Genomic DNA, 22,883 nt, shown 5'->3' with positions numbered 1-22,883 from the left:
ACTAACACTGGCGTTGCCCTTGGATCCGTTTGAAAGAGCCGATCCGACAGGCTAGCATAGCGAACAATTAAGCGCTGGGACCAAAGCACCGGCTGCATCTCCCTGACCTCATCATGGTGATTAATGATATGGACCTGGTCCTTTTTCTCGCATTTCTCACGACAACCCTCATGTTTGTTGCGGTTCCAGGACCATCTGTTGCTTTCGCGACGGCACAGGCCCTGCGCTTTGGCCCACGGGCGGCCTATATCGCCGTCGCTGGCGATGCGCTTGGCACGATGGTGCATATCGCGGTGGCCGTCGGTGGTTTGACATTTCTCATCAGCCTGTCTGAGCAGGTATTGCCCATTCTGCAGATTGCCGGAGGATGCTTTATCCTTTTCATGGCGCATCAGAGCTTCAGACAAGTGACGCACTCGACCGGCGCCGTTGCCCTACGGTCAGACGCCAGCACCTTCTGGGTAGAGCTTCTTTGCCTGCGTGACAAACCCCAAAGCCATCGTCTTCTTCGTAGCCCTCTTTCCCGCATTCATTTCGACCCAACACAGTGTTCTATTGCAGGGGGTGATCTATGGGGCGGTCTTCATCGTGCTGGATGCGATTTCGATCCTTGCCTACGCGTTGTTGACACGGGCTGCTGTGCGACGCACGGCAGCCCGTTGGTTGAACGTCGATTTCCTGAGCGGCCTTGGCCTTTTGGGGGTCGGGATTGCAATGATTGCCAAGGGATACCGTGCGCTGCCGCCAAACTAGTGTGACCGGACGTGCAGTAGCACTTTCCATTTTGATCTTTCCGGTATCAACTCGCATTCATTGAGAAGGAGAGATGCGAATGGAGCGTATTGGCGTCCTGGGATTACGCCGTATGGGCAGCGCGATTGCCCGACGCATGCAGGCGCAAGGCCATCATGTCCTGGGCTGGACACGCAGCGGGCGGGCGGTTGATGGCGTCGCTATGGTATCGGATCTGGCTAAGGTGATCGCGCAGAGCGATACGCTGATCCTCAGTCTTCTGGATGACAACGCGGTCGCGGATGTGTTGGACGCCTGTCTCGCCTTTGATCTGTCTGGTAAACAGATCATCGAAACCAGCACGGTTGTGCCAACGATCCTGCAAGAGCGGATCGCGCGCATTGAAGACAAAGCTGCGACAGCAGTCGATGCCCCGATCTCAGGCGGGCCCGATCTTGTCGCGGCCGGGGCTTGCGGCGTCTTCATTGGTGGTGATGATACGGCGGCGACCCGCGCCAAAGAAACCTTGTCAGCCATTGCAGGGCGCATTTTTCATATCGGTCCGCTTGGCACCGGGCTTGCGATGAAAACAATCAACAACAGCATGCTGCAATGCTATTTCAGCGGGTTGGACGATATGATGCCTTTGGCCAAACGTGCAGGCATTCCGCTTGAAACCGCAATGACTATTCTGTCTGGTGGACCTGCAGGTGTCCCCATGATTGCCAATAGAATCCCTAAAGTCCTGGGACATGACACGACCGTGGGCTTTACCATCGCTGCCGTTCATAAGGACAATGACGTGTTCCAAAGGGTGGTGCAGGCCTACGGCTTGACCTTGCCAATGCTTGCGGCAGCTGGGGAAAGACAGAAATCCGCCCTTGCGAAGGAGATGGGCGGGGATGATCCAGCAGCACTTATTTCATGGGCCTACGCACGTGACTAGAGCGGTGATTGGACGATTGTTGTGAGGCTGTTCGCGCTTGTGGCACTCATCATGTGTGCCTTTGCAGCCAACTCGGTCCTGAACAGGATTGGTGTTGCGTTGCAGGGTATGGACCCGATGGATTTTGCGACGGTAAGGACCGGCGCGGGCGCATTGATGCTATGGATTCTGGTGCTCATGCGAAGCGCCCCGCGCCCCGCGGTTTTGTCGACCAAGCGATTTGCCGGTGCGGCAGCTTTGGCCGTTTACATGATCGGCTTCTCCTGGGCCTATATCACGTTGGACGCAGGTCTTGGGGCGCTGATCCTCTTTGGCGTTCTGCAGATTGTTGTCTTCGGGTGGGCCGTCATCGAAGGCGGCAAAATCCCACTCATGCGCTGGACCGGCGCTGGTATTGCCCTGACCGGGCTTTGCGTTTTGCTTTGGCCGAGCGGGACAACAGCGGTGCCCTTGGGCGGATCTATAGCGATGACAATCGCTGGGGCGGCTTGGGCAGCCTACACCCTTCTGGGCCGGGCAGAGGCAGACCCTTTGGGCGCCACAGCCAGCAATTTCCTGCTGTGTCTGCCGCTTGTCGCCGTCGCGATGCTTTGGGCCGGTGTCGGCACAATGCCAGTTCCCGGGGTGGTCACAGCAGTTATCGCGGGCGCTATCACATCCGGCTTGGGCTATGCGCTTTGGTATCGCGCCCTGCCCGCCTTGCCCACCACGGTCGCCGGTATTGCGCAACTGAGCGTTCCCGTGATTGCTGTGGCTGCGGGCGTCTTGTTCCTGAGCGAGCCTCTGACATTGCGATTGATCATCGCTGGCGGGCTTGTCCTAGGTGGAATCGCGGTTTCGCTTGCGGCGCGACGTTAGGTTTCTTGATGTCAGGGGGTTTTGCACGAGCAAGTCGATGCTACTTTGTGGGTATGCGACTTCTGTGGGCGTCCCTTTTACCATTTTTGCTTCCTCTGCTGCCGCGGCACAGGAATGTGTAGTCATGCTCCACGGGTTGGCCCGAACCGAGATTTCTTTCACCCCACTTCAATTGGTGCTGGAGGACGAAGGCTATCTCGTGATCAATCGCGGTTATCCGTCCACGACTGCCGACATTCAAACCTTGGTTGAAGAACATCTGGCCGAGGATGTCGCCGCTTGTGGCGACCGGCGCGTCAACTTTGTCACCCATTCGATGGGCGGTATCCTTGTGCGCGCTTGGCTGACAAACAACCGCCCGGAACGCATGGGGCGTGTTGTGATGCTGGGGCCACCCAACAGTGGATCAGAACTGGTCGATATCTTCGGCGACTTTGAGCCCTTTCAATGGGTCAACGGGCCTGCCGGGCTTCAGTTGGGAACAGAAGAAAGCAGCCTGCCGAACAGGCTTGATAATCTGCCTTATGAAATTGGGATCATCGCGGGCAACCGCACACTGAACCCCGTTTATTCCGCGCTGATCGAGGGGCCGGATGATGGTAAAGTTTCTGTTGCATCGACCCGGTTGGAAGGGATGCAAGACCACCTTGTGTTGCCGGTGACACATACCTTTATGATGAACAATCCGCTTGTGATTGAAGAAGTGCTGGTCTTTCTGGATGATGGCTTCTTTGATCGTAGCCTCAGCCTGACCGGCATTATCTTCGGAACCGACTGACCAAACCGCCTCGGACGCGAAAGCTAGGACGCAGACCGCATGACCCGGTTGACGTGCCCCATTTTACGCCCCGCCTTAATCTCGGCCTTGCCATAAAGGTGGATCGCGGCATCGGTTTTAGCCAGCTCGGGAACACGGTCCATATCGTCACCAATCAGATTTTCCATCACAACATCTGAATGGCGCGTCCCTGCGCCCAGTGGCCAGCCCGCCACTGCGCGGATATGCTGTTCGAATTGGCAAATCGAACACCCATTCTGGGTCCAATGGCCAGAGTTATGCACGCGCGGCGCGATTTCGTTCACGATCAGGCCGCTGCGCGTCACGAAAAGCTCCACCCCCATGACCCCAACATAGTCGAGCGCGTTGAGGATGCGCGCCGCTATCAGAACAGCATCCGTCCTTTGGCCCGGCGTCAGCTTCGCAGGCACTGTTGTGGTGCGCAGTATCCCGGCCTCATGCACATTTTCGCCCGGGTCATAGCAGGCCACATCCCCCGATGGATTCCTTGCGCCGATCACGGAAACCTCGTGGGTGAAGTCGATAAACCCTTCCAGAATCGTAAGCGCCTTCGCCATATCAGCCAATGCCTGATCGGCATCGGTCGGTGACATGATCCGCGCCTGCCCTTTGCCGTCATAACCGAACCGGCGGGTTTTCAAGATCGCAGGCGTGCCAATCGTCGCGAGTGCCGCATCCAGATCGGTCTCCGTCGCGACATCCGCAAAAGGGGCCGTCTGCAGGCCAAGGTCTTGCAGAAAGACCTTCTCCGTCAGCCGATCCTGACTGGTCGCAAGCGCCTGCCTGCCGGGATGAATGGGTGTCAGCGTTTCAAGCAGATCAAGCGCGCTGGTCGGGATGTTTTCGAACTCATAGGTGATCACATCGACAGACTGTCCAAAACCCGTCAGCGCGGCGTGATCATCGTAACGCGCCGTGGTCACCGCATGTGCCACGTCGCCTGCAGGAGCAAGCGCGCCCGGTTCAAAGATATGTGTTCGCAACCCAAGTCGGGCTGCCGCCACGGACAACATACGCCCCAATTGCCCCCCACCAAGGATGCCAATGGTTGATCCAACGGGAAGCGGGTTACTCATCATGCGGCTCATCGGGGATAGATGCGCTCAGATCGCTGCGCCATTGATCAAGCCGCGTAGCCAGTGCTGGGTCTTGCAGTGCGAGGATACCCGCAGCCATCAGCCCGGCATTTTTTGCGCCTGCGGCACCAATTGCCATCGTAGCAACAGGATAACCACGCGGCATTTGCAAGATCGAATAAAGGCTATCAACACCAGACAAAGCGTTGGTTTGGACAGGAACACCCACGACAGGGAGACGTGTTTTCGACGCCATCATGCCGGGCAGGTGTGCCGCCCCGCCTGCACCCGCAATGATCACCTGCAATCCGCGATCCACGGCTGTCTTACCATACGTCCACAGCCGATCAGGCGTGCGATGGGCCGATACGATCTTGGTCTCATAAGGGACACCTAACTCATCCAGCACATCAGCGGCCTCGCGCATGGTCGACCAGTCCGATTGGCTGCCCATAATGATGCCGATAAGGGGTTTGGTCATGATGCAGTCCCACTTTCCAAAGGAAGCGGCACTATAGCCAAGGCCAGCCGCGCGGCAATGCTATCATGCGATAATATCGGGTAAAATCCGGTCTTCCAGCTGCGCTATCTGATCTTTCAACGCCAGTTTTTGTTTCTTGAGCCGTTTAATTGTCAGCATATCAGATGATCCACGCTCATGGAGCGCCTCAATCGCTTCATCCAGATCGCGATGTTCGACCCGCAATACTTCGAGTTTGACGCGAAGAACTTCGTTTTGTTCCATTTTCGCAGATGTGTTCATCGACATGTGATCCAGAAGCAATGTGTTACGGTAATCTACACCGCTTAGTCGTTAACAAGCTAATACTTCCTCTTGATCAATACATCCCGGCACCCCATATTTTTGGCAATGGTCGCCGCAGTCGGGGCCAATACCTGACAGTCGCTTAAGCAAAGGGCATGTCTTATGACAAAATTGGCTTTGGGAACGCATCCGTTCCTTTTGGGTTTCGAACAGCTTGAACGGCTGGTCGAACGCACCGCAAAAAGCGGGAACGAGGGCTACCCGCCCTACAATATTGAACAGACATCTGAGAATTCCTACCGGATTACGCTCGCCGTGGCCGGTTTCGCCGAGGCGGATCTAGCAATCACAGTTGAAGATAGCGCCCTTGTGATCCGCGGCCGTCAAACGGATGATAGCGAAGACCGCGTGTTCCTGCACCGCGGGATCGCAGCGCGCCAGTTCCAGCGTTCATTCGTGCTTGCCGACGGTGTTGATGTGGGCGAAGCCGTCATGGAGAACGGCCTGCTGCACGTCGACCTGACCCGCGCCGTACCCGAGCGCATTGTCCAAACCATCAACATCAAGAAAGGATAAGCTATGGACACCAAATTCGACTTCGCGACATTCGGACAAGGCATCGTCTATGTGAAGCCTATCCTTGCAACCGATCTACCTGACGAAATGCGCGCAAAGGTTGGTGACCTGGAAGAACTGTTTTCGGTGCACAATGCCGACGGCGAGCAACTGGCGCTGGTTGCGGATCGCAAGCTGGCGTTCCACCTTGCGCGCGAAAACAACATGGAACCGGTAACGGTACATTGAGGAGGTAAGGTGGATCTTGATCCACCTTACGCCTTAATCAAGCCTAAGCTTTCTAGCTTCAAGATCACCTGATGCGCGCAGTTATCAACGGGTACGCTTTCGGTTTCCAGCCGAAGTTCCGGATCTTCAGGCATATCATATGGGTCAGATATTCCCGTAAACTCTTTGATCTTGCCAGCCCGCGCAAGCTTGTACAGGCCCTTGCGGTCGCGCCGCTCACACTCTTCAATTGACGTAGCGACGTGTACCTCAACGAAGGCGCCAAACTGTTCCACGTCTTCGCGCACCGCCCGCCGGGTCGTGGCGTAGGGTGCGATCGGCGCGCAAATCGCGATGCCGCCGTTTTTTGTGATTTCAGAGGCAACATAGCCGATGCGACGGATATTCAGGTCGCGGTGCTCTTTGCTGAACCCCAGCTCTGACGACAGGTTCTTGCGGACGATATCGCCATCCAACAGCGTGACGGGGCGCCCCCCATCTCCATCAGTTTGACCATCAACGCGTTGGCAACGGTTGATTTGCCGGAACCTGAAAATCCGGTGAAGAAGACGGTGAAGCCCTGTTCCGCACGCGGTGGACGGGTCTTGCGCAACTCTTCGACCACGGCAGGGAACGAGAACCATTCAGGGATTTCCAAGCCTTCAGCCAATCGGCGGCGCAATTCAGTGCCCGAGATATTCAGGATCGTCACATCATCCTTGTCCTTGATCTCATCCGCTTAGCTCATACTGGGCGCGGTCTTGCACATAGACCATGTGCTTAAAGTCGACCATTTCGATGCCCATCTCATCCTGATGCGCGCGGAACAGGTCCTGCGCATCATAGGGGCCGTAGAAATCCTCACCGGCACTGTTCTTGCCGGGCCCTGCATGATCACGCCCAACGATAAAATGGGTGCATCCATGGTTTTTCCGGATCAGACCGTGCCATACCGCTTCGCGTGGGCCCGCCATGCGCATGGCGAGGTTGAGCAAAGACATGGTTGTGGTCGCCGACGGGTATTGGTCCAACACCGCCTCATAGCAGCGCACGCGGGTAAAGTGATCGATATCACCCGGTTTGGTCATACCGACGACAGGATGGATCAGCAGGTTGGCCTGCGCTTCTTTTGCGGCACGGAAGGTCAACTCCTGATGGGCACGGTGCAGCGGGTTACGGGTTTGGAAGGCCACGACCTTGCGCCAACCCAGCTTGCGGAAATAAGCGCGTAATTCGTTGGGTGTGTCACGACGCCCACGAAAATCATAGTGAACCGGCTGCTGAATGCCCGTGATGGGCCCACCCAGATACACCGATCCCGCAGTATTGTGCAGGTAGTTCACTGCCGGATGGGCCACGTCATCCGCACCAAAGACCTTCTCAGCCTCATGCGCCTTATTCGGCACCCATTTGTCGGTGACTGTCATCGTAGCCAGAATGACACCTTCCCGATCACGCAGCGCAATGTCCTGACCCATTTCGACTGTCTCTGCAAAGCTCTCAGAAACATCCAGAGTAATCGGCATCGGCCACAACGTGCCATCGGCAAGACGCATCGAGTCCACGACGCTTTCGTAATCTGCCTGCGACAGAAAGCCTTTTAGCGGGTTGAAACCGCCGTTCATCAACAACTCCAGATCACAAATCTGGCGCGGTGTCAGATCATGACTGGTCAGCTCTGCTGCTTCCAGCTTCATCTTTTGTGCGCTTTCGTATGAAACATAAAGTTCGGGGATCGGCGTCAAATCTTGCGACATTTTTTTCTCGAGTATGACTGACTTCAGATAGCACGGGCATAGCCCTGTCACGGCGGCAATGTCCAGCAAGCAAGGGGAATAAGTCTGCTGTCCCTGTCAGCCAGCAAATGCAGAACCACGGCCTGCATCGCCATTGATTTGCGTGACCGCAACCTATTGCTTTGGGGACCAGCGGGTCGGTGTTCCATCTATGTCAAGAACGGCCCCGTTCCCGATGTTCCAAGAGAAAAGAACAACATGCCAACGATCAGGTGTACGACGTGATGCGTAGAGCATGCCATCAGCGCCCGCAGCACGTGCTGCATCCGACGCTCGCCAACTTGTGGCTGGCCTACCCGCCGCCCTCTCATCTGACCACGGCACCGTCGACCATGCCGGATCAATGCCGAGAACCTTACAGGTATCTATGTCGCGCAAATCAACCATACGCGCATTACGTAACGACAACGGCACCAGCACGCGCGGTGGGTCATCCGGCTTGAGATATATCTGGATGGCGATCGCCGCCGTATCAGGCGATGGCGAAGCATATAGCGCGGGCTGATCCGCATGATGAAACCGGCCTTCAGGATGGATTGCGCCTTCAAGCACAGTGTTTGCGAATTCCGCGAAAACAATCCGATAAAGCGTCGTGTTCAGCGTGGTGAACACTTACTCCGCCGCTGCGACCGCCACAGTATCTTCCATTTCGGCAATGAATTTTTCCGCGTCCAGTGCAGCCATGCACCCCATACCAGCCGATGTCACGGCCTGACGATACACATGGTCTGTCAGATCACCGGCCGCAAACACCCCAGGAATTTCGGTCTTCGTCGTGCCAGGGGCGACCTTGACGTATCCGCCGTTGTGCGTCTCCAACTGATCCTTGATCAACTCATTCGCCGGTGCATGGCCGATGGCGATGAAAACACCTTTGGCGGCGATTTCGGTCAACTCACCTGTCTTGGTATGTTTGACCCGCACGCCTTCGACACCCAGCGGGCTGTCAGCACCGTAGACTTCATCAATCTCGTGGAACCAAAGCGTTTCGATCTTGGGGTTGTTGAACAGACGGTTTTGCAGAATCTTTTCGGCCCGCAGCTCATCCCGGCGGTGCACCAGCGTCACCTTCGAGGCAAAATTTGTCAGGAACAGCGCCTCTTCCACGGCTGTATTCCCACCGCCAACCACGACAATTTCTTGGCCACGATAGAAGAACCCATCACAGGTTGCACAGGCGCTGACCCCAAAGCCTTTGAACTTCTCTTCCGAGGGCAGACCCAGCCATTTTGCGCGTGCACCAGTGCAAAGGATGACAGCATCCGCAGTATAAACCGCACCACTATCGCAGATCGCCGTGAACGGACGCTTTTGCAGATCCAGCGACGTGACGATATCGCCCACAATCTCGCAGCCCATCGCGCGCGCGTGCGCTTCCATCCGCACCATCAGATCAGGTCCTTGTACTTCCGTATCACCGGGCCAGTTTTCAACCTCGGTCGTCGTGGTCAACTGGCCACCCGGTTCAATTCCTTGGATCAGCACAGGCTCCAACATCGCGCGGGCTGCGTAGACGCCTGCCGTATAGCCCGCCGGGCCAGATCCGATGATCAGAACTTTGATATGTCGCGTGTCGGTCATGGCAGCCTCATTTGATTGGGTGATCCCGATATAGCCCCGCAAAGGCGATGATAAAAGACCAACAAGCGCGACCCTGAGCAGGTTATTTTCTTGCTATATATTGAAATAATCTTGCGCCTATACCTACATCAACGTAGTATTTGCAAAAATATCGGGAACCAATGGATGCCAGGCACCAAGTTAGACGAAATTGACCGGATGATTCTGGCTGAACTGCAGGCCGATGGCCGTATGACAAATGTCGAACTGGCAAAGCGCGTGGGAATCTCTGCCCCGCCTTGCCTGCGCCGCGTGCGCACGTTGGAGGAGCAAGGGTTCATCCAAGGTTATCATGCCGACGTCAATTCGCGCGAGTTGGGGTTCGAAGTGCAGGTCTTTGCCATGGTCGGATTGGTCAGTCAGGCAGAAGCAGACCTCAGCGCATTCGAGGCGCTTTGCCAGGGCTGGCCACTCGTCCGCGAATGCCACATGCTCAATGGCGAAGTGGACTTTATCCTCAAATGCGTCGCCCCCGATCTGCGGACCTTCCAGCGTTTTCTGACCGAAGAATTGACCAGCGCTGAAAACGTGGCCTCGGTGAAAACCTCGCTGGTCATCCGCGGCGCGAAGGATGAGCCGGGAGTGCCGTTTGATGTGCTTGAAGCACGTCTCGCGCAAGAAGCTTAATCCGACTCTCTGAGCGCATTCGAAAAGGTCAGACAATGCACCATACTCCGCTTCTCGTCATATGTGCGTTCATCATTTTTGCCGGTTGCAGCAGTGTTGGCAGCAATCGCACGGTCGTCGAACGCACCGGACCAGAACAATTGCTGAAGTTGCGATCAGGCCCCGGACTTGGCTTTAACATCATTATGGGCCTGCCTGACGGCACCGAACTCAATCTGCGCGATTGCGTCACCGAAGTTGGTCAGCGGTGGTGCCAAGTTTCACTTGCTGACGCACCGCAAGTCACCGGCTACGTCTCTGCCGACTACCTTTCGGGGCAGTAAGACCTACACGCCGCAGGCCATCTGTTCATATCACACAGAAAAGGACGCCCGCTGCGGCGGACGCCCTTCCCTTCACTTAACCTCAAATCAATGCGCGAACAGACGATCCGAGGTCGGTGATGCTTACTCGCCGCCGCCCAGTTGGTGCACATAGGCAGTGACGGCTTTGATCTCGGCTTCCGTCAGGCGTTCGCCCCATGGGGGCATCACACCAAAGCGGGCGTAACGGACGGTCTCTTCTAGACTTTCCAGATCACCGCCATAAAGCCAAATTGCGTCCGTCAGGTTTGGCGCGCCAAGGTCGCGGCTGCCGGTCCCATTGTCCGCGTGACAGGCCGCGCAGTTGTCTAGGAACAGCGCTTCACCACCTGCCGCCAAAGCCGGATCATGCTCTTGGTTCGAAATCAGCCGCACGTAATGAACAACCTGATCGACTTCCTCGTTCGTGAATATCTCATCATAGGCTGTCATCTCTGACCAACGTGCGTCCCAGTCCTCTTCATTCCGAATACCGTGGCGAACGGTGTATTCGATGTTCTCGAAATCACCGCCCCAAAGCCAGTCATCGTCCAGCAGATTGGGATACCCAACAGCACCCGCAGCACCAGAACCATGGCATTGTGAACAATTGTTGCGGAACACCGCGCCGCCTGCCGACGTCGCAAAGCGTGCAAGCACCTCATCCTCGGCCAACGCATTCAAGTCAGCCGAGGCCAGCTGTGCAGAGATGTCCGCGTTGGCCTCTTCGAACCGAGCAATATCCTGGGCAACTTCACCGCGGGTCGAATACCCCAGCAGCCCGGAGGTGGCACTACTGACCAACGGCCACGCGGGGTAGGCAATGGTATAGGCAACACCCCAGATGATGGTGAGATAGAAGCACCAGAGCCACCAGCGCGGCAAAGGATTATTGAGTTCCTTGATTCCGTCCCAAGTGTGGCCGGTTGTGTCGGTCCCTGTGACTTCATCAATATCTTTTTGATCGTTGCTGCTCATGATTCCAGCTCCTCAATCTCGGACGAACCTGGATGGTCCTCATTACGGAAGGGAATGCTGGCGGTTTCGTTATGAACATCACGGCTGCCGGGGCGCAGGGCCCAAAGAATGGCCCCCACAAACAGCGTGAACATCGCCAGAAGCATCCAGTTATCTGCCATTTGGCTTAGCAAAGACGTATTTTCCATTGCTCAAACCCTCCTTAGCGGCTTGCGTCTGGGGTGAAGGTCGAAAAGTCGACAGTCGTGCCTAGCATTTGCAGATACGCGATCAAGGCATCCATCTCGGACACGCCCGGTTGACCATCAAAGTTGCGAATTTGCGCACCCGGATACCGCTCCAGCAGATCATCATATGCGTCAGTATCGGGATCGGCTTGCGCCAACGTATCAGCTGCCGCCACTTCGATCATTTCTTCCGTGTATGGCACTCCGATGAAGCTATGTGTCGCCACAAGATCAGCAGTATACTCTGCGTTTACTTTTGTATCGAGCAGATAGGCATAACCCGGCATGATCGATTCAGGCACCACCGAGCGCGGCGCGATCAGGTGATCAAGGTGCCATGCATCCGAATACTTACCACCAACCCGAGCTAAGTCTGGCCCGGTCCGCTTGGATCCCCATTGGTGTGGGTGATCATACATAGATTCCGCCGCCAGTGAGTAGTGACCATAACGCTCAACCTCATCCCGCATTGGGCGGATCATCTGGCTGTGGCAAACATAACACCCTTCACGGATGTAGATATCCCGCCCCGCCAGTTCCAGCGGGGAATAGGGCCGCACCCCTTCAACCTCTTCGATCGTATTCTCAAGATAGAAGAGAGGTGCGATTTCCACGATCCCGCCCACGGATACCACCAACAAGGAGGAAACAAGGAGCAACGTTGGGCTGCGCTCCAGGATCGCGTGTTTTGCTAGGAAGCCTTTGGCTGGTCCGTCGTTTGGAGTTGTATCAGACATGTCTCAGCCCTCCTTATTCTGCTGGCACGCCAACCGGTGCGGCAACTTTCGCGCCACCACGGATGGTCATGTACATGTTCCACACCATGATCAGTGCGCCGCTGAGGTAGAGAACCCCACCCAGGCCACGGACCACATACATTGGGAACTTCGCGGAAACGGTGTCGGCAAAGCTGTTCACAAGGAACCCGTTTGCGTCGACTTCACGCCACATCAGGCCTTCCATGATCCCGGTGACCCACATTGAGGCCGCGTAGAGAATGATCCCGATTGTGGCCAACCAGAAGTGCCAGTTGATCGCCGACATCGAATACATGCTCGCCCGGCCCCACAGTTTTGGTGTGAGGAAGTAGAGGGCAGAGAATGTGATCATCCCGTTCCAGCCCAGCGCACCAGAGTGCACGTGACCGATGGTCCAGTCTGTATAGTGTGACAGGCTGTTGACCGCCCGGATCGACATCATTGGACCTTCAAAGGTAGACATGCCGTAGAAGGCTAGGCTGATCACCATCATCCGGATGATCGGATCGGTACGCAGCTTGTCCCATGCGCCTTGCAGCGTCATCAGGCCGTTGATCATACCACCCCAGCTTGGCATCCACAGAATGATCGAGAAGACCATACCAAGGGTCGATGCCCAGTCAGGCAGCGCTGTGTAGTGCAAGTGGTGCGGACCCGCCCAGATATACAGGAAGATCAGCGCCCAGAAGTGGATGATGGACAGCTTATACGAGAACACAGGGCGCCCGGCCTGCTTGGGCACGAAGTAGTACATCATGCCAAGGAAACCCGCCGTCAGGAAGAAGCCCACCGCGTTGTGGCCGTACCACCACTGGGTCATCGCGTCCTGCACACCGCTGAAGATCTGCACAGACTTGCTGCCCCAGATGCTGACGGGAATGCTGATGTTGTTGACGATATGCAGCATCGCAACGGTGATAATGAAGCTCAGCAGGAACCAGTTCGCAACATAGATGTGCTTTTCGGTCCGCTTGAAGATCGTACCAAGATAGACAGCAAGAAAAGCAACCCAAACAACGGTCAGCCAGAGATCGACGTACCATTCAGGTTCAGCATATTCTTTGGATTGGGTCGCACCCAGCAGGTAGCCCGTGGCTGCCAGCACGATAAAGAGGTTGTAACCCCAGAAAACAAACCAGGCGAGGTTGCCACCCCAAAGCCGCGCGCCACAGGTGCGCTGTACGATATAGAACGACGACATGATCAGGGCGTTGCCCCCAAACGCAAAAATCACCGCACTTGTGTGCAGTGGGCGCAGCCGTCCGAAGTTGCCATATGGCTGAAGAACCTCAAAATTGAGCTGTGGAAATGCCAGTTGGAAGGCAATGACCACCCCAACCAGAAATCCAACAACACCCCAGAAACCTGTCGCGATGACGCCTAAGCACGGACGACATCGTCCATGTAGCCATCTGGTGTGGCATAGGCTGGCCCATCAATCTGGCGCAGCACGCGCACAAACAAAAAGGCACCGACAACCATAATGATCATGGCGTGCACGATATAGGCGACATCACGCCCCCAGTTTGCAGCGATAGCCGCAAAGAGCGTGACACACCCCAGCGCTATCAACTTTATATAGTTCCCCATAAGAGATCCCCTTCCTTGGCCGGATCGCAAACGGGTCCGACGGCTATTTGGTAACTCTGCTTATGAAGCGGCAAGCCAAGGCTTACCTTGATGTGGATCAATGGTCGATTTGATGTGGATCAAAGCGCCTGACTTGTGACACCGGCAAGGTGGCTTTGAGGAGCGGTTTTGCGCGAACGATCGCCCCCCTACGCGAACCGATATGGGGAAGGCCGGACCAATGTCATACAAGATTATTGCCACGATTCTAACAGATACCGACCAGTCCACCGAAGGGTTGGACGCTGCAATTACGCTCTCTGATCGGATGGGTGCACATCTTGACATCTATGTGGTGACCATCAGCCACACAGAAACCAATACATATTTCATGGGTGCCGAGGCATTGATGATCGCCGAACAGACACGCGATGCAATGGCGCAACGCGACAGAATCAAGGATTGGCTGGCCGATCGCATGCATGGCGAGATGGTGCGCTGGTCCATGCAGGCCGCTACGGTTCAAGGGCCTGCTCTGACCGGATATCTTGCCCGCAAGTTACGTTTTTCTGATTTGGTTGTTCTCCCTAAACCTTATCAGGACAATCCGGAGGCTGCGACCTTGGTCGAGGCGTGCCTTTTCACCGCCGAGCGTCCGGTTTTGATGATCCCCAAAGGCTGCAAAGCCCCTGATTCCGGGTGGCCACGTGCTGATGGGATGGAACGACGGAGCCGAGGCGCTGGCCGCCGCACGCGCGGCACTGCCGTTGCTGGAACAGGCAGATGTTGCGGATATCTGTATCATTGATCCGCCTGCCCACGCGGCTGACCGATCCGACCCTGGCGGGGCAATGGCGCAGTATCTGATGCGGCACGGCACCAAGTCCGAAGTTGCCGTCCTGGCCAAGACCGAGCCGCATGTCGGTGACATCCTGCTGCGCCGCGCCAAAGAGGTTGGCGCACAGATGATCGTCAGCGGCGCATACGGCCATTCGCGGCTGCGCGAAGCTGTCTTTGGCGGCGCAACACGCTGCCTGCTGGAAACGGCGGACCTGCCAATCCTGATGTCGCGGTGAAATAGTCCGCTTTTCGAGCCGTGAAGCACGCCGTTAACCGGAGATCAATGAGCCCTTAAAGCAGGTTACCACTGCTGTGGTCTCAAATGGAGCCTGCTGCAGCCTTCAACGCGAATACCGGCGCAAACCTGGTCTCGAAATCATCTTGAGTCATTGCCTGCTCCTCAAAAAAAATCGGTGTTGGACATCAGCTTATATGTTTACCAATTATCCCTGCTTTTCTGGCCCTGAAGCAGCCGCCGTTGGAACTCCAACATAGCAGACTGCCATCCAAACAATTCCCCCAATTCACAGTATATTTCATAGACGAAATCGTAAAGACCCGAGAAGCCGATTGTATGGAAGCGCAATCGGATAAGTTACTCAGTTCATTTGCATTTGTGGTACGCAGACGCCGAACTGAGCTTGGTCTAACTCAAGAGGAACTGGCACATCGGGCTGGTGTTTCAATGCGTTACATCTCTCTTCTGGAGACCCAAAAGCACCAACCGACGCTTGATACGATAATGGGCCTCAGCGAAGGCCTCGAGACCACGATGACTGCGCTTGTCTCCGAGATCGAAGACCTACTTCGCTAAGGCTAGTCCATTGAATTAAAAATACTTTATTGACTCGCGGGGACAAATGAGGTTTGAACTATAGGCCGTTTGATGACCCAAATGGCCATGTCGGATGACGCGTTTCATTTACATGAACTGTAGATTGCCCCATAGAATTGCCATTTCACTTTTGTAAGCCTTTGAATTCATTCAATCCGAATTTCGGCATTGTAAGACACTTTGCCATTCATGACCCCATAAAACTGCCATTCAAGGGCAAAATCTGAAATTTTAGTCACTTCCGTGTTCTCGCCGGGTGTCCCTGCTCTTGAAGCGTACCAATCGCCTTCAGGATTGTTTCGAGTTCTGCTCTAACCACTTCCAGGCTGGCAAACACATGCGCTTCACTGCGTCCCGCGAGAGAAAGCACTGCTAAGAACACCGCATCAGAGTTTCTCATCAGTTCGACCAGATGTTCTCCTGCGGGCGCATGGGTGCCAGAAATCCAGTTTCTCGCGGTCCGTTCGCTTACGCCTGTCCACCGCATTGCCGTCTTGGTCGCCTGATGTGTGCCTCCCAACTCACTCGTCAGTGCCCTCCAAACCGCGTCACGGTATTCTATCTGCCCGTTCTCTTTTGCGCCTCCATTTTGAAAAGTGTTGCCTGTCTTCGGAAACATCTTGCCGCCCTTCCCATGCTAAAAATGGAACAAGGAATCGCAAACGAACTGCGCGAATTTAAGAATTTGAAATATGGAGGGCAGCAACATTGAGCTGGCCAGATGATGATCGAGAACAGGACAAACGCCGCAAAGCAGCACAGTACGTCCGCATGTCGACCGAGCATCAACGCTACTCGACCGAGAACCAAGCGGATGCGATCCAGCGATATGCCGATGATCGCGGCTATCAGATCATCAAGACCTATTCAGATGCGGGAAAAAGTGGTCTGCGGATTCAGGGCCGCGCTGGCCTCACGCAGTTGATCGACGATATCGAGAGCGGTCACGCCGACTTCAAAACAGTTTTGGTCTACGACGTCAGCCGCTGGGGTCGTTTCCAAGACGCCGACGAAAGCGCCTACTACGAGTATGCCTGCAAACGCGCGGGCATTTCAGTCGAATACTGCGCCGAGCAATTCGAGAACGACGGCAGTACGATGTCAACTGTCGTCAAAGGCCTGAAGCGGGCAATGGCTGGTGAATACAGCCGCGAGCTGTCGCAAAAGGTTTTTGCGGGCCAATCGCGCCTGATTGAATTGGGTTACCGTCAAGGTGGTGCGCCGGGATTTGGCTTGAGGCGCATGCTGATTGATGAAGTAGGCAATGCAAAAGGCATTCTTGCGCGCGGCGAGCACAAGAGCATTCAAACCGATCGCGTCACCTTGGTACCGGGGCCTGATGATGAGATTGCAGTTGTAAACCAGATCTTCGAGAGTTTTGTCCGCAACGGTCAAGCCGAGGCGGAAATCGCCGCGGACCTCAATGCGCGCGGGATCAAAACAGATCTGGATCGGAGCTGGACGCCAACCGTCGTGCGGCAAATCCTGACCAACGAAAAGTACATCGGCAACAACATCTGGAACCGGAACTCGTTCAAACTGAAGAAGCGCCATGTCCGCAATGATCCCAGCAATTGGGTCCGCGCAGTTGGTGCCTTTGAAGCCATCGTCAGTACAGACCTTTTCGAGGCTGCGGGTGCAATTATCGGTGCCCGGTCTCAACGAATGTCTGACGAGGAAATGCTGGAAGGTCTGAAAGAGACGCTGGAACAACACGGATTTCTCTCTGGTTTTGTGATAAACGAAGCCGCTGGCCTGCCGTCAAGCGGCGCGTATCAAAGCCGGTTCGGCAGCCTGCTGCGAGCCTATAGTCTTGTCGGTTTCAAACCAGACCGAGATTATCGCTACATTGAAATCAACAAACGCCTGCGTGGCGTGCATGCTGATATCATTCGTGATGTTCTCGCCGGTGTCGACGCGGTTGGTGGACTGGCTGATCGCGATCCACAGACCGACATCCTCACGATCAATGACGAGTTCACGGTGTCCATCGTCATTGCGCGTTGCATGCAGACCGGCGCTGGTGCGTTTCGATGGAACATTCGCCTCGATACCGGGCACTTGCCCGATATGACGATCATCGTCCGGATGGGACAGATGAACGAGCTGCCACTGGACTACTATTTGCTGCCGACCTTCGACATGACGCAAGCCAAGTTGCGTCTTTCGGAGAACAATGGTCTGTCGCTTGATGCCTTCCGCTTCGATGACCTGTCACATTTCTTTGCGATGGCGGCACGCGCACCGCTTCTGGAGGTGGCTTGATGAACGAGACTGATCTCAAACAGACGGTGCTTGTTCCGATCGATGCGATCACCGTCGTGAATCCGAGGGTCCGCAATCAAAAAGTTTTCGAAGAGATCAAAGCCAATATCGCTGAACTTGGGCTCAAGCGACCGATCACAGTTGCGGTACGCGAAACCAAGGATGGAGACGAGCCAAACTATGAGTTGGTGTGTGGTCAGGGGCGCATGGAGGCGTTTAAAGCGCTCGGCAAATCCGAGATTCCAGCGATTGTGATCAACGTAAGCAGCGAAGACTGCCTGGTGATGAGCCTCGTGGAAAACCTTGCGCGCCGCCACCACCATTCGCTTGATTTACTGAGAGACATTCGGCGGCTCAAGGAAGATGGTAACTCGGACCGGGAGATCGCGGCCAAAACACAGCTTTCTACCAAATACGTGCGCGGCGTCATCAAGCTTTTGGAAAGCCATGAACATCGTCTGTTACGTGCAGTCGAAAGTGGAAAGGTCCCGGTAAGTGTTGCAGTCGATATCGCTGATGCGGACGACGTCGGCGTGCAGAAGGTTCTCAGGCAGGCCTATGAGAAAAAGCTTCTGCGCGGCGGAAGCCTGTTGAGGGCCAAGCGCCTTGTCGAGGCGCGCCAAATGCACGGGAAAGGGCGGGCAACATCCGATGGCCGTTCACGGAAAAGCATGTCGGTTGAGAGTCTACTCAAGACCTATGAGAACGATGTTGAAAAGAAGAAGATGCTCTTGCGGAAGGCGCATGCAACACGCAGCGAAATGCTCTTTCTCCTGCAATCGCTCAAAACACTGATGGCCGACGAGAACTTCGTCACGCTGCTGCGTGCGGAGGGATTGGCAAGCCTGCCGAAGACGATTGCTGATCGGCTATCGACTGCGGAAGGTGCCATGACATGACCACAGGCTCATTGGAAAAAGAGGTCGTCGCCGCCTTTGAGCGAGAGTTACTGGCGGTTCGCTTTAATCAGATCGCCTCACTTTACATTGTCACGCCGCAAAAGAAGGAGAGCACCAAGTACAAACAGATCGCCGCATCCGTTCACGAGATCGGTCTTGTTGAACCCATCGTGGTGGTGCCGGACAAACATGAGCAGAACCAATATACTTTGTTGGATGGCCACCTGCGCCTGGAGGTGCTGAAAGATCATGGTCATTCCGAAACGCAATGCTTGATCTCAACCGACGATGAAGCCTTCACATACAACAAACGGATCAATCGTCTTGCGACCATTCAGGAGCATAAGATGATCTTGCGGGCGCTGTCCTTGGGCGTCCCCGAGGAGCGCCTGGCCAGTGCGCTGAACGTCAATATCAAAACGATCAAAGAAAAACGGCGACTGCTCGACGGTATCTGCGGCGAAGCAGCAGAGCTTCTGAAAGACAAGCAGGTTGCCCTGACCAGCTTTCAAATTCTCAAGAAGATGAAGCCCATGCGTCAGATCGAGGCGGCACAGCTGATGGTCGCCATGAACAAATTCACCATCAACTACGCCCGGTCTCTTTTGGCAGCGACACCAGAAAACCTGCTGTTGTCGGCAGCAACGCCGAAGAAGATCAAAGGGATTTCGCGTGAACAGCTTGAATTAATGGAACGCGAGTCCGCCAACCTGGAACGAGAGGTTCGGCTCGTCGAAGACAGTTACGGTGCGGACCATCTCGATCTCGTTCTGGCACGCGGATACATATCAAAGCTGATGAGCAGTGATCGGGTCGCGCGATATCTGTCTCTGCATCATGAAGAGTTCTTGCCTGCATTCGAAAAGATCACTGAAACGGAGGCCTTCGCGTCCTGACGGCCTTATTGGGCCATGTCGATTAGGGGACCCGGACCCATGAAGCGCGGGGACCGCAGGAGACGCCGCACTCCGGGGCGGATCAAGTGCGGTGATGGGGATGGCGGCGGACCCGTCGGAGCCCATCACGTCGGGCCACATGCCCGGCCAATTCTGTTCCAACCCGTCTGCGCGTGCTCATCATTTTGCGGGTACGCGCGGACAACCCCTGGCAGAAACCATGTGTCGTAACGAACCGTGAACGTCGCTGAACGGGTGTTATGTTAACCGCCCTAGAGTTGAGTACAGCGGTCACGGACCTTCATGCCAGCAGAACGGTATGATTTGGCTTCATAGCTCTTCAATGTTAATACTTGCAGGCTGCTCATTTGCGCGTGCTTGAGAAACTTCAACAAGATCAAGGTCGTCCAACCGATCCAGCATCGCCTCAAAAGTCGCTGCTGGCACGAAGTAGGCCATCACCCGATTGCGGTTCAATATTGCGACGGCGTTACCCTTAGCGTCATCTATGATCGCAGTGGGGCTTTTCTTGAGTTCCGATACGCTCACCGCGATGCTTGCGTCTATCTTTTGCACCTTAAACTCCCTTGGCCATTTTTAGGCAAACCCATAAATTAAGACCGGCGGCCATCTGCTGTCATCGTAATAAATAGTCAATAAGCACAACAAGCGTTCACTTCTGCGGATGTGCAGCATTGCCCTGCTAAAGCCTCACCTCGAGTGCGAACGTCCAATCATGGATAGCCAAACACACCAAAACCCGCTAAGAGATCCGAATGATGAAAACGCGCAAACATAAAACCCCCACTTAGCGCCCCAATTTATAGCGGGCGGCTTCGCGCTGTTCGCCTATGATGATCATCATCTTCGCATCCGTCCGTAGCTGTCCACGCCACCAACGCGCGACGGAGAACATACATGACCAACTGGTATACTGCCGACACCCATTTCGGGCATGAGAATGTCATTGGCTTTTGCAATCGACCCTTTCGCAGCGCAGGTCAGATGGATGCCATTATGATCGAAAATCTGTGGGCAAAGATAAACCCTGACGATGATCTCTGGATTGTCGGTGACTTTGCTTTTGGTGCCAAAGCCAAAGCGTCATCGTATTTGGTCGAGATTTTCGGCCAGTTGCCGGGTGCCCGTAAGCACCTGATCGTCGGCAACCATGATCTGAAGCCGACGCTGGCCTTGCCTTGGGATAGCATCTCACACCTCGCCGAGGTCCGGGATGGGCCAAAGAACCAGGCGCAGACGCTCTGTCACTACCCAATGATCACATGGAACCACGCCCGCAGAGAAGCGCTTCAACTCTTCGGTCACGTCCATAACAATTGGAAAGGCTCAAGCAACAGCGTGAATGTCGGAGTCGATGTCTGGGATTTCATGCCAGTGCGGTTTGAAGACGTCGCCCGCCGTGCCCGATCTCTGCCCGTCAACAAGCACTGGGCAGACGTCGAGCACAACGCAAAGGAGTTGGAATGATCCTGACTGCTAGGCCAACATTTCTGGCAGGAGCTTCCTGATTTCATAGATCGTGCCCACGCACCCATCAGGCATCTCGAGCGGTGCGATCCCGAGCTTTCTCATCCTGGCCATGACTGATCTGGGCGTGGTGCCATGCATTTCAGCAAGACGCTTTGCGGGGATAAATTGGTTCAGGAACAATGCGTAGTCTTTTGGTAAAACAACGGCCGCCGCTTTGCGTGTCACTGGATTGCGTGAAGCCGTGGCGCTTAAGTACCCGGCTTCGATCAGATACTTCACGGCCGGATCGTTGATGCTCAACAACTGTTTGAGCTTCGCCTTTGTATAGCCCTCCACACCGACGCCAGCCAGCTTGCCAGCGAGTTCCGAAACACTCAACCGTACTGCCAAGTAACCTTCGGCCCTCTTGTCCTGTCCGATAACATCTAATTGGTTACGTACGATCAGCTCCACGATCTCTGCCGCACCGCATACCAGTTTGCGGCAAGCGGTCTGAATGTCGACGAGGTCAGTTGGTAGATCACCGATGCATCGTTCTTGGGTCAGCTTTTCCAAGAGCAATATGACATCTGATCTGGCATAGTATGGTGTGATTTCGCCGAGCCCTGGCATCGGCTGCAAAATACGTCCTGAAAGAAGCGCATCAAATTGCGCACGCGGAATGTTCAGCTGTTTGATGGCCATCCGACGCGTGATGCCGCCGTTCAACTTATCAAGCACCGGCTGTGATGCTTGCGCACAAAAGACCTGACTGATGGGATTGTCACTCGTTGCAGTTGATGACCTCAAGAACCCGGCCGCAACAAGAGCTTGTCGAGAAAGCTTCGTGGATGCGCGGCAATCCCGCGCAAACGTCGATAGATTATGGACGCGGCGTTGTTCGACTATTTGCCCAAAGACGGCTTCCCCGGGGCCAACAGGAAAAGTCTCAACGATGTAGTCACGGATTAGGTCTTTGAGGGGGGCGTATTGCACATCCAGGGCTGAACGGCTGAGCCACTGATACAGGCTGCCCAAATGTGCTTGAGCTTCGATTTCACCCTGGGACGAGGCAACCCTCTAAGAGCTTCTACGACGTCCTTGGTGCCGCCAGAGGTTATTCGGTATCCAATATCACCAACCTGCGTCCGTTCGTCATTTGACAAGGCGCTGATACCTGCATCGGCTCCCGATCCACCAGCAATCCAAGAAGTTCACAGAAGTATGCGGCTGCATTGCATTCAAGCGTATCGATCCAACGGGTCAAAGGAGCTCCCATTGCTCGTGCCTCAATATAACTTGAAAGCCCAGATGGCGCACAGACGGTTGCATCCTCAGCGGCGCGCATAATGTCCCATCTCTGCTCGAGGCACCTCTTTGTAAAATCGTGAACTGAGCCTGCATACCCAACGCGCTCAAAGCTCCTGAGAAGTACCCCGTGCTGCGGACATTGGCGCATGAACGGAATGTGCCAAGTCGCTTGACCGACGATCCCCTCGTCGAATGGATGCTGTGTCTGCGCCACGCAGCAAGGACAAAGACGCAGAGAAGCCCGTACGATCCAACGCCTCTCGATGAGCTGGTTAGCGATACGATACTGCGTGTTCTTCAGTTTTTTGATTGACCAGCGAAATATCTCATCGGATGTCAGCCCTCCGAGGTGGCCGAGTTTCTGAAGCATCCAAGGGTTACCGTCAGCAATACCTTGCATGTCGAGGTCTTGATCGACGCAAAATTCGTGCGCTCCAGGCAGGCCATTTTCACATGCGAGGCGGGACACATAGGATGCCGGCTGTCTCAAG

27 protein-coding genes and 3 pseudogenes are annotated in these 22,883 nt (G+C 55.2%); 16 read left to right on the top strand and 14 right to left on the bottom strand.

Annotated elements, in window-relative coordinates; genetic code table 11:
* Positions 1-113: 113 nt before the first annotated feature.
* The 5 genes and pseudogenes from QTO30_RS18855 to QTO30_RS18835 form a co-directional block, all read left to right on the top strand.
* Positions 114-374, top strand: a pseudogene (locus QTO30_RS18855) (LysE family translocator); the annotation flags it as partial.
* 106 nt (positions 375-480) lie between these two features.
* On the top strand, positions 481-753 hold the full coding sequence (locus QTO30_RS18850; RefSeq protein ID WP_340425582.1) for a LysE family transporter: 273 nt from the start codon (positions 481-483) through the stop codon (positions 751-753).
* Positions 754-832: 79 nt separating this feature from the next.
* Entirely contained in the window at positions 833-1,678 is an 846-nt protein-coding gene (locus QTO30_RS18845; RefSeq protein ID WP_340425581.1) for an NAD(P)-dependent oxidoreductase, read from the top strand.
* Between the two features lie 51 nt (positions 1,679-1,729).
* Positions 1,730-2,536 carry a DMT family transporter gene (locus QTO30_RS18840; protein ID WP_340425580.1) on the top strand — a complete coding sequence of 269 codons (807 nt, stop codon included), beginning with the start codon at positions 1,730-1,732 and terminating at the stop codon, positions 2,534-2,536.
* A 37-nt stretch (positions 2,537-2,573) separates the two neighbouring features.
* Positions 2,574-3,314, top strand: coding sequence for an esterase/lipase family protein (locus QTO30_RS18835; RefSeq protein WP_340425579.1), 741 nt, complete (start codon positions 2,574-2,576; stop codon positions 3,312-3,314).
* Between the two features lie 23 nt (positions 3,315-3,337).
* Here QTO30_RS18835 and QTO30_RS18830 read toward each other — a convergent pair whose 3' ends face one another.
* The 3 genes from QTO30_RS18830 to QTO30_RS18820 form a co-directional block, all read right to left on the bottom strand.
* A complete protein-coding gene (locus QTO30_RS18830; RefSeq protein WP_340425976.1) occupies positions 3,338-4,411 on the bottom strand; it encodes a 5-(carboxyamino)imidazole ribonucleotide synthase in 1,074 nt (357 codons plus the stop codon).
* Positions 4,404-4,892: a 5-(carboxyamino)imidazole ribonucleotide mutase gene (gene purE, locus QTO30_RS18825; protein WP_340425578.1), complete on the bottom strand. Its 489-nt coding sequence runs from the start codon at positions 4,890-4,892 to the stop codon at positions 4,404-4,406. The genes QTO30_RS18830 and purE overlap by 8 nt, the downstream gene beginning before the upstream one ends.
* Positions 4,893-4,955: 63 nt before the next feature.
* A complete protein-coding gene (locus QTO30_RS18820) occupies positions 4,956-5,174 on the bottom strand; it encodes a YdcH family protein (protein WP_340425576.1) in 219 nt (72 codons plus the stop codon).
* A gap of 165 nt (positions 5,175-5,339) precedes the next feature.
* On the opposite strand from QTO30_RS18820, the gene QTO30_RS18815 reads away from it, so the two are divergent.
* Positions 5,340-5,753, top strand: a complete 414-nt coding sequence (locus tag QTO30_RS18815; RefSeq protein WP_340425575.1) for an Hsp20 family protein — start codon at positions 5,340-5,342, stop codon at positions 5,751-5,753.
* A gap of 3 nt (positions 5,754-5,756) precedes the next feature.
* Positions 5,757-5,981 carry a DUF1150 family protein gene (locus tag QTO30_RS18810; protein WP_340425574.1) on the top strand — a complete coding sequence of 75 codons (225 nt, stop codon included), beginning with the start codon at positions 5,757-5,759 and terminating at the stop codon, positions 5,979-5,981.
* Positions 5,982-6,007: 26 nt separating this feature from the next.
* Here QTO30_RS18810 and QTO30_RS18805 read toward each other — a convergent pair.
* The 3 genes and pseudogenes from QTO30_RS18805 to trxB form a co-directional block, all read right to left on the bottom strand.
* Positions 6,008-7,717: pseudogene (locus QTO30_RS18805) on the bottom strand (bifunctional sulfate adenylyltransferase/adenylylsulfate kinase).
* Between the two features lie 153 nt (positions 7,718-7,870).
* Positions 7,871-8,368, bottom strand: a complete 498-nt coding sequence (locus tag QTO30_RS18800) for an RES family NAD+ phosphorylase (RefSeq protein WP_340425572.1) — start codon at positions 8,366-8,368, stop codon at positions 7,871-7,873.
* A complete protein-coding gene (gene trxB, locus QTO30_RS18795; RefSeq protein WP_340425571.1) occupies positions 8,369-9,337 on the bottom strand; it encodes a thioredoxin-disulfide reductase in 969 nt (322 codons plus the stop codon).
* Between the two features lie 165 nt (positions 9,338-9,502).
* Here trxB and QTO30_RS18790 point away from each other — a divergent pair, with 165 nt between their 5' ends.
* Together QTO30_RS18790 and QTO30_RS18785 are read left to right on the top strand one after the other, a co-directional pair.
* The gene (locus QTO30_RS18790) at positions 9,503-10,003 is read left to right on the top strand and encodes an Lrp/AsnC family transcriptional regulator (RefSeq protein ID WP_340425570.1); all 501 of its coding nucleotides are present in this window, start codon (positions 9,503-9,505) and stop codon (positions 10,001-10,003) included.
* A 35-nt stretch (positions 10,004-10,038) separates the two neighbouring features.
* Positions 10,039-10,326 (top strand): SH3 domain-containing protein, encoded by a 288-nt coding sequence (locus QTO30_RS18785; RefSeq protein ID WP_340425569.1) that lies wholly within the window; start codon positions 10,039-10,041, stop codon positions 10,324-10,326.
* 123 nt (positions 10,327-10,449) lie between these two features.
* Here QTO30_RS18785 and ccoP read toward each other — a convergent pair whose 3' ends face one another.
* The 4 genes and pseudogenes from ccoP to ccoN all read right to left on the bottom strand — a co-directional run bounded on the left by ccoP (position 10,450) and on the right by ccoN (position 13,897).
* Positions 10,450-11,322, bottom strand: coding sequence for a cytochrome-c oxidase, cbb3-type subunit III (gene ccoP / locus QTO30_RS18780; protein ID WP_340425568.1), 873 nt, complete (start codon positions 11,320-11,322; stop codon positions 10,450-10,452).
* Positions 11,319-11,510: a cbb3-type cytochrome c oxidase subunit 3 gene (locus tag QTO30_RS18775; protein ID WP_340425567.1), complete on the bottom strand. Its 192-nt coding sequence runs from the start codon at positions 11,508-11,510 to the stop codon at positions 11,319-11,321. The genes ccoP and QTO30_RS18775 overlap by 4 nt, the downstream gene beginning before the upstream one ends.
* A gap of 14 nt (positions 11,511-11,524) precedes the next feature.
* Positions 11,525-12,286 carry a cytochrome-c oxidase, cbb3-type subunit II gene (ccoO, locus tag QTO30_RS18770; RefSeq protein ID WP_340425566.1) on the bottom strand — a complete coding sequence of 254 codons (762 nt, stop codon included), beginning with the start codon at positions 12,284-12,286 and terminating at the stop codon, positions 11,525-11,527.
* 13 nt (positions 12,287-12,299) lie between these two features.
* A pseudogene (gene ccoN, locus QTO30_RS18765) lies at positions 12,300-13,897 on the bottom strand (cytochrome-c oxidase, cbb3-type subunit I).
* Between the two features lie 220 nt (positions 13,898-14,117).
* On the opposite strand from ccoN, the gene QTO30_RS18760 reads away from it, so the two are divergent.
* The 3 genes from QTO30_RS18760 to QTO30_RS18750 all read left to right on the top strand — a co-directional run bounded on the left by QTO30_RS18760 (position 14,118) and on the right by QTO30_RS18750 (position 15,530).
* Positions 14,118-14,684: a hypothetical protein gene (locus QTO30_RS18760; RefSeq protein WP_340425564.1), complete on the top strand. Its 567-nt coding sequence runs from the start codon at positions 14,118-14,120 to the stop codon at positions 14,682-14,684.
* Positions 14,644-14,952 (top strand): universal stress protein, encoded by a 309-nt coding sequence (locus QTO30_RS18755; protein WP_340425563.1) that lies wholly within the window; start codon positions 14,644-14,646, stop codon positions 14,950-14,952. The genes QTO30_RS18760 and QTO30_RS18755 overlap by 41 nt, the downstream gene beginning before the upstream one ends.
* 338 nt (positions 14,953-15,290) lie before the next feature.
* Positions 15,291-15,530, top strand: coding sequence for a helix-turn-helix domain-containing protein (locus QTO30_RS18750; protein ID WP_340425562.1), 240 nt, complete (start codon positions 15,291-15,293; stop codon positions 15,528-15,530).
* 256 nt (positions 15,531-15,786) lie between these two features.
* Here the strand turns inward: QTO30_RS18750 and QTO30_RS18745 are convergent, their stop codons facing one another.
* Positions 15,787-16,170, bottom strand: a complete 384-nt coding sequence (locus QTO30_RS18745; protein WP_340425561.1) for a hypothetical protein — start codon at positions 16,168-16,170, stop codon at positions 15,787-15,789.
* An 89-nt stretch (positions 16,171-16,259) separates the two neighbouring features.
* Here QTO30_RS18745 and QTO30_RS18740 point away from each other — a divergent pair, with 89 nt between their 5' ends.
* From QTO30_RS18740 to QTO30_RS18730, 3 genes are read left to right on the top strand one after another with little or no spacing between them, the layout of a single operon-like run.
* A complete protein-coding gene (locus QTO30_RS18740; RefSeq protein ID WP_340425560.1) occupies positions 16,260-17,816 on the top strand; it encodes a recombinase family protein in 1,557 nt (518 codons plus the stop codon).
* Positions 17,816-18,715, top strand: coding sequence for a plasmid partitioning protein RepB C-terminal domain-containing protein (locus QTO30_RS18735; RefSeq protein WP_340425559.1), 900 nt, complete (start codon positions 17,816-17,818; stop codon positions 18,713-18,715). Before QTO30_RS18740 ends, QTO30_RS18735 begins: the two co-directional genes overlap by 1 nt.
* On the top strand, positions 18,712-19,611 hold the full coding sequence (locus QTO30_RS18730; RefSeq protein ID WP_340425558.1) for a plasmid partitioning protein RepB C-terminal domain-containing protein: 900 nt from the start codon (positions 18,712-18,714) through the stop codon (positions 19,609-19,611). The genes QTO30_RS18735 and QTO30_RS18730 overlap by 4 nt, the downstream gene beginning before the upstream one ends.
* Before the next feature lie 330 nt (positions 19,612-19,941).
* Here QTO30_RS18730 and QTO30_RS18725 read toward each other — a convergent pair whose 3' ends face one another.
* Positions 19,942-20,187: a type II toxin-antitoxin system Phd/YefM family antitoxin gene (locus QTO30_RS18725; protein WP_340425556.1), complete on the bottom strand. Its 246-nt coding sequence runs from the start codon at positions 20,185-20,187 to the stop codon at positions 19,942-19,944.
* A gap of 342 nt (positions 20,188-20,529) precedes the next feature.
* On the opposite strand from QTO30_RS18725, the gene QTO30_RS18720 reads away from it, so the two are divergent.
* A complete protein-coding gene (locus tag QTO30_RS18720) occupies positions 20,530-21,099 on the top strand; it encodes a metallophosphoesterase (protein WP_340425555.1) in 570 nt (189 codons plus the stop codon).
* A gap of 9 nt (positions 21,100-21,108) precedes the next feature.
* On the opposite strand, the gene QTO30_RS18715 is transcribed toward QTO30_RS18720, so the two are convergent.
* Entirely contained in the window at positions 21,109-21,822 is a 714-nt protein-coding gene (locus QTO30_RS18715; RefSeq protein WP_340425554.1) for a hypothetical protein, read from the bottom strand.
* A 376-nt stretch (positions 21,823-22,198) separates the two neighbouring features.
* On the bottom strand, positions 22,199-22,861 hold the full coding sequence (locus QTO30_RS18710; protein ID WP_340425553.1) for a TniQ family protein: 663 nt from the start codon (positions 22,859-22,861) through the stop codon (positions 22,199-22,201).
* Between the last annotated feature and the right edge of the window lie 22 nt (positions 22,862-22,883).

This window comes from Yoonia sp. GPGPB17, from assembly GCF_037892195.1.
In the GTDB taxonomy this organism is placed as follows: Bacteria; Pseudomonadota; Alphaproteobacteria; order Rhodobacterales; family Rhodobacteraceae; genus Yoonia.
The sequence above is the reverse complement of the archived record's forward strand: the minus strand, read 5'-3'. Positions and strand labels throughout refer to the sequence as shown.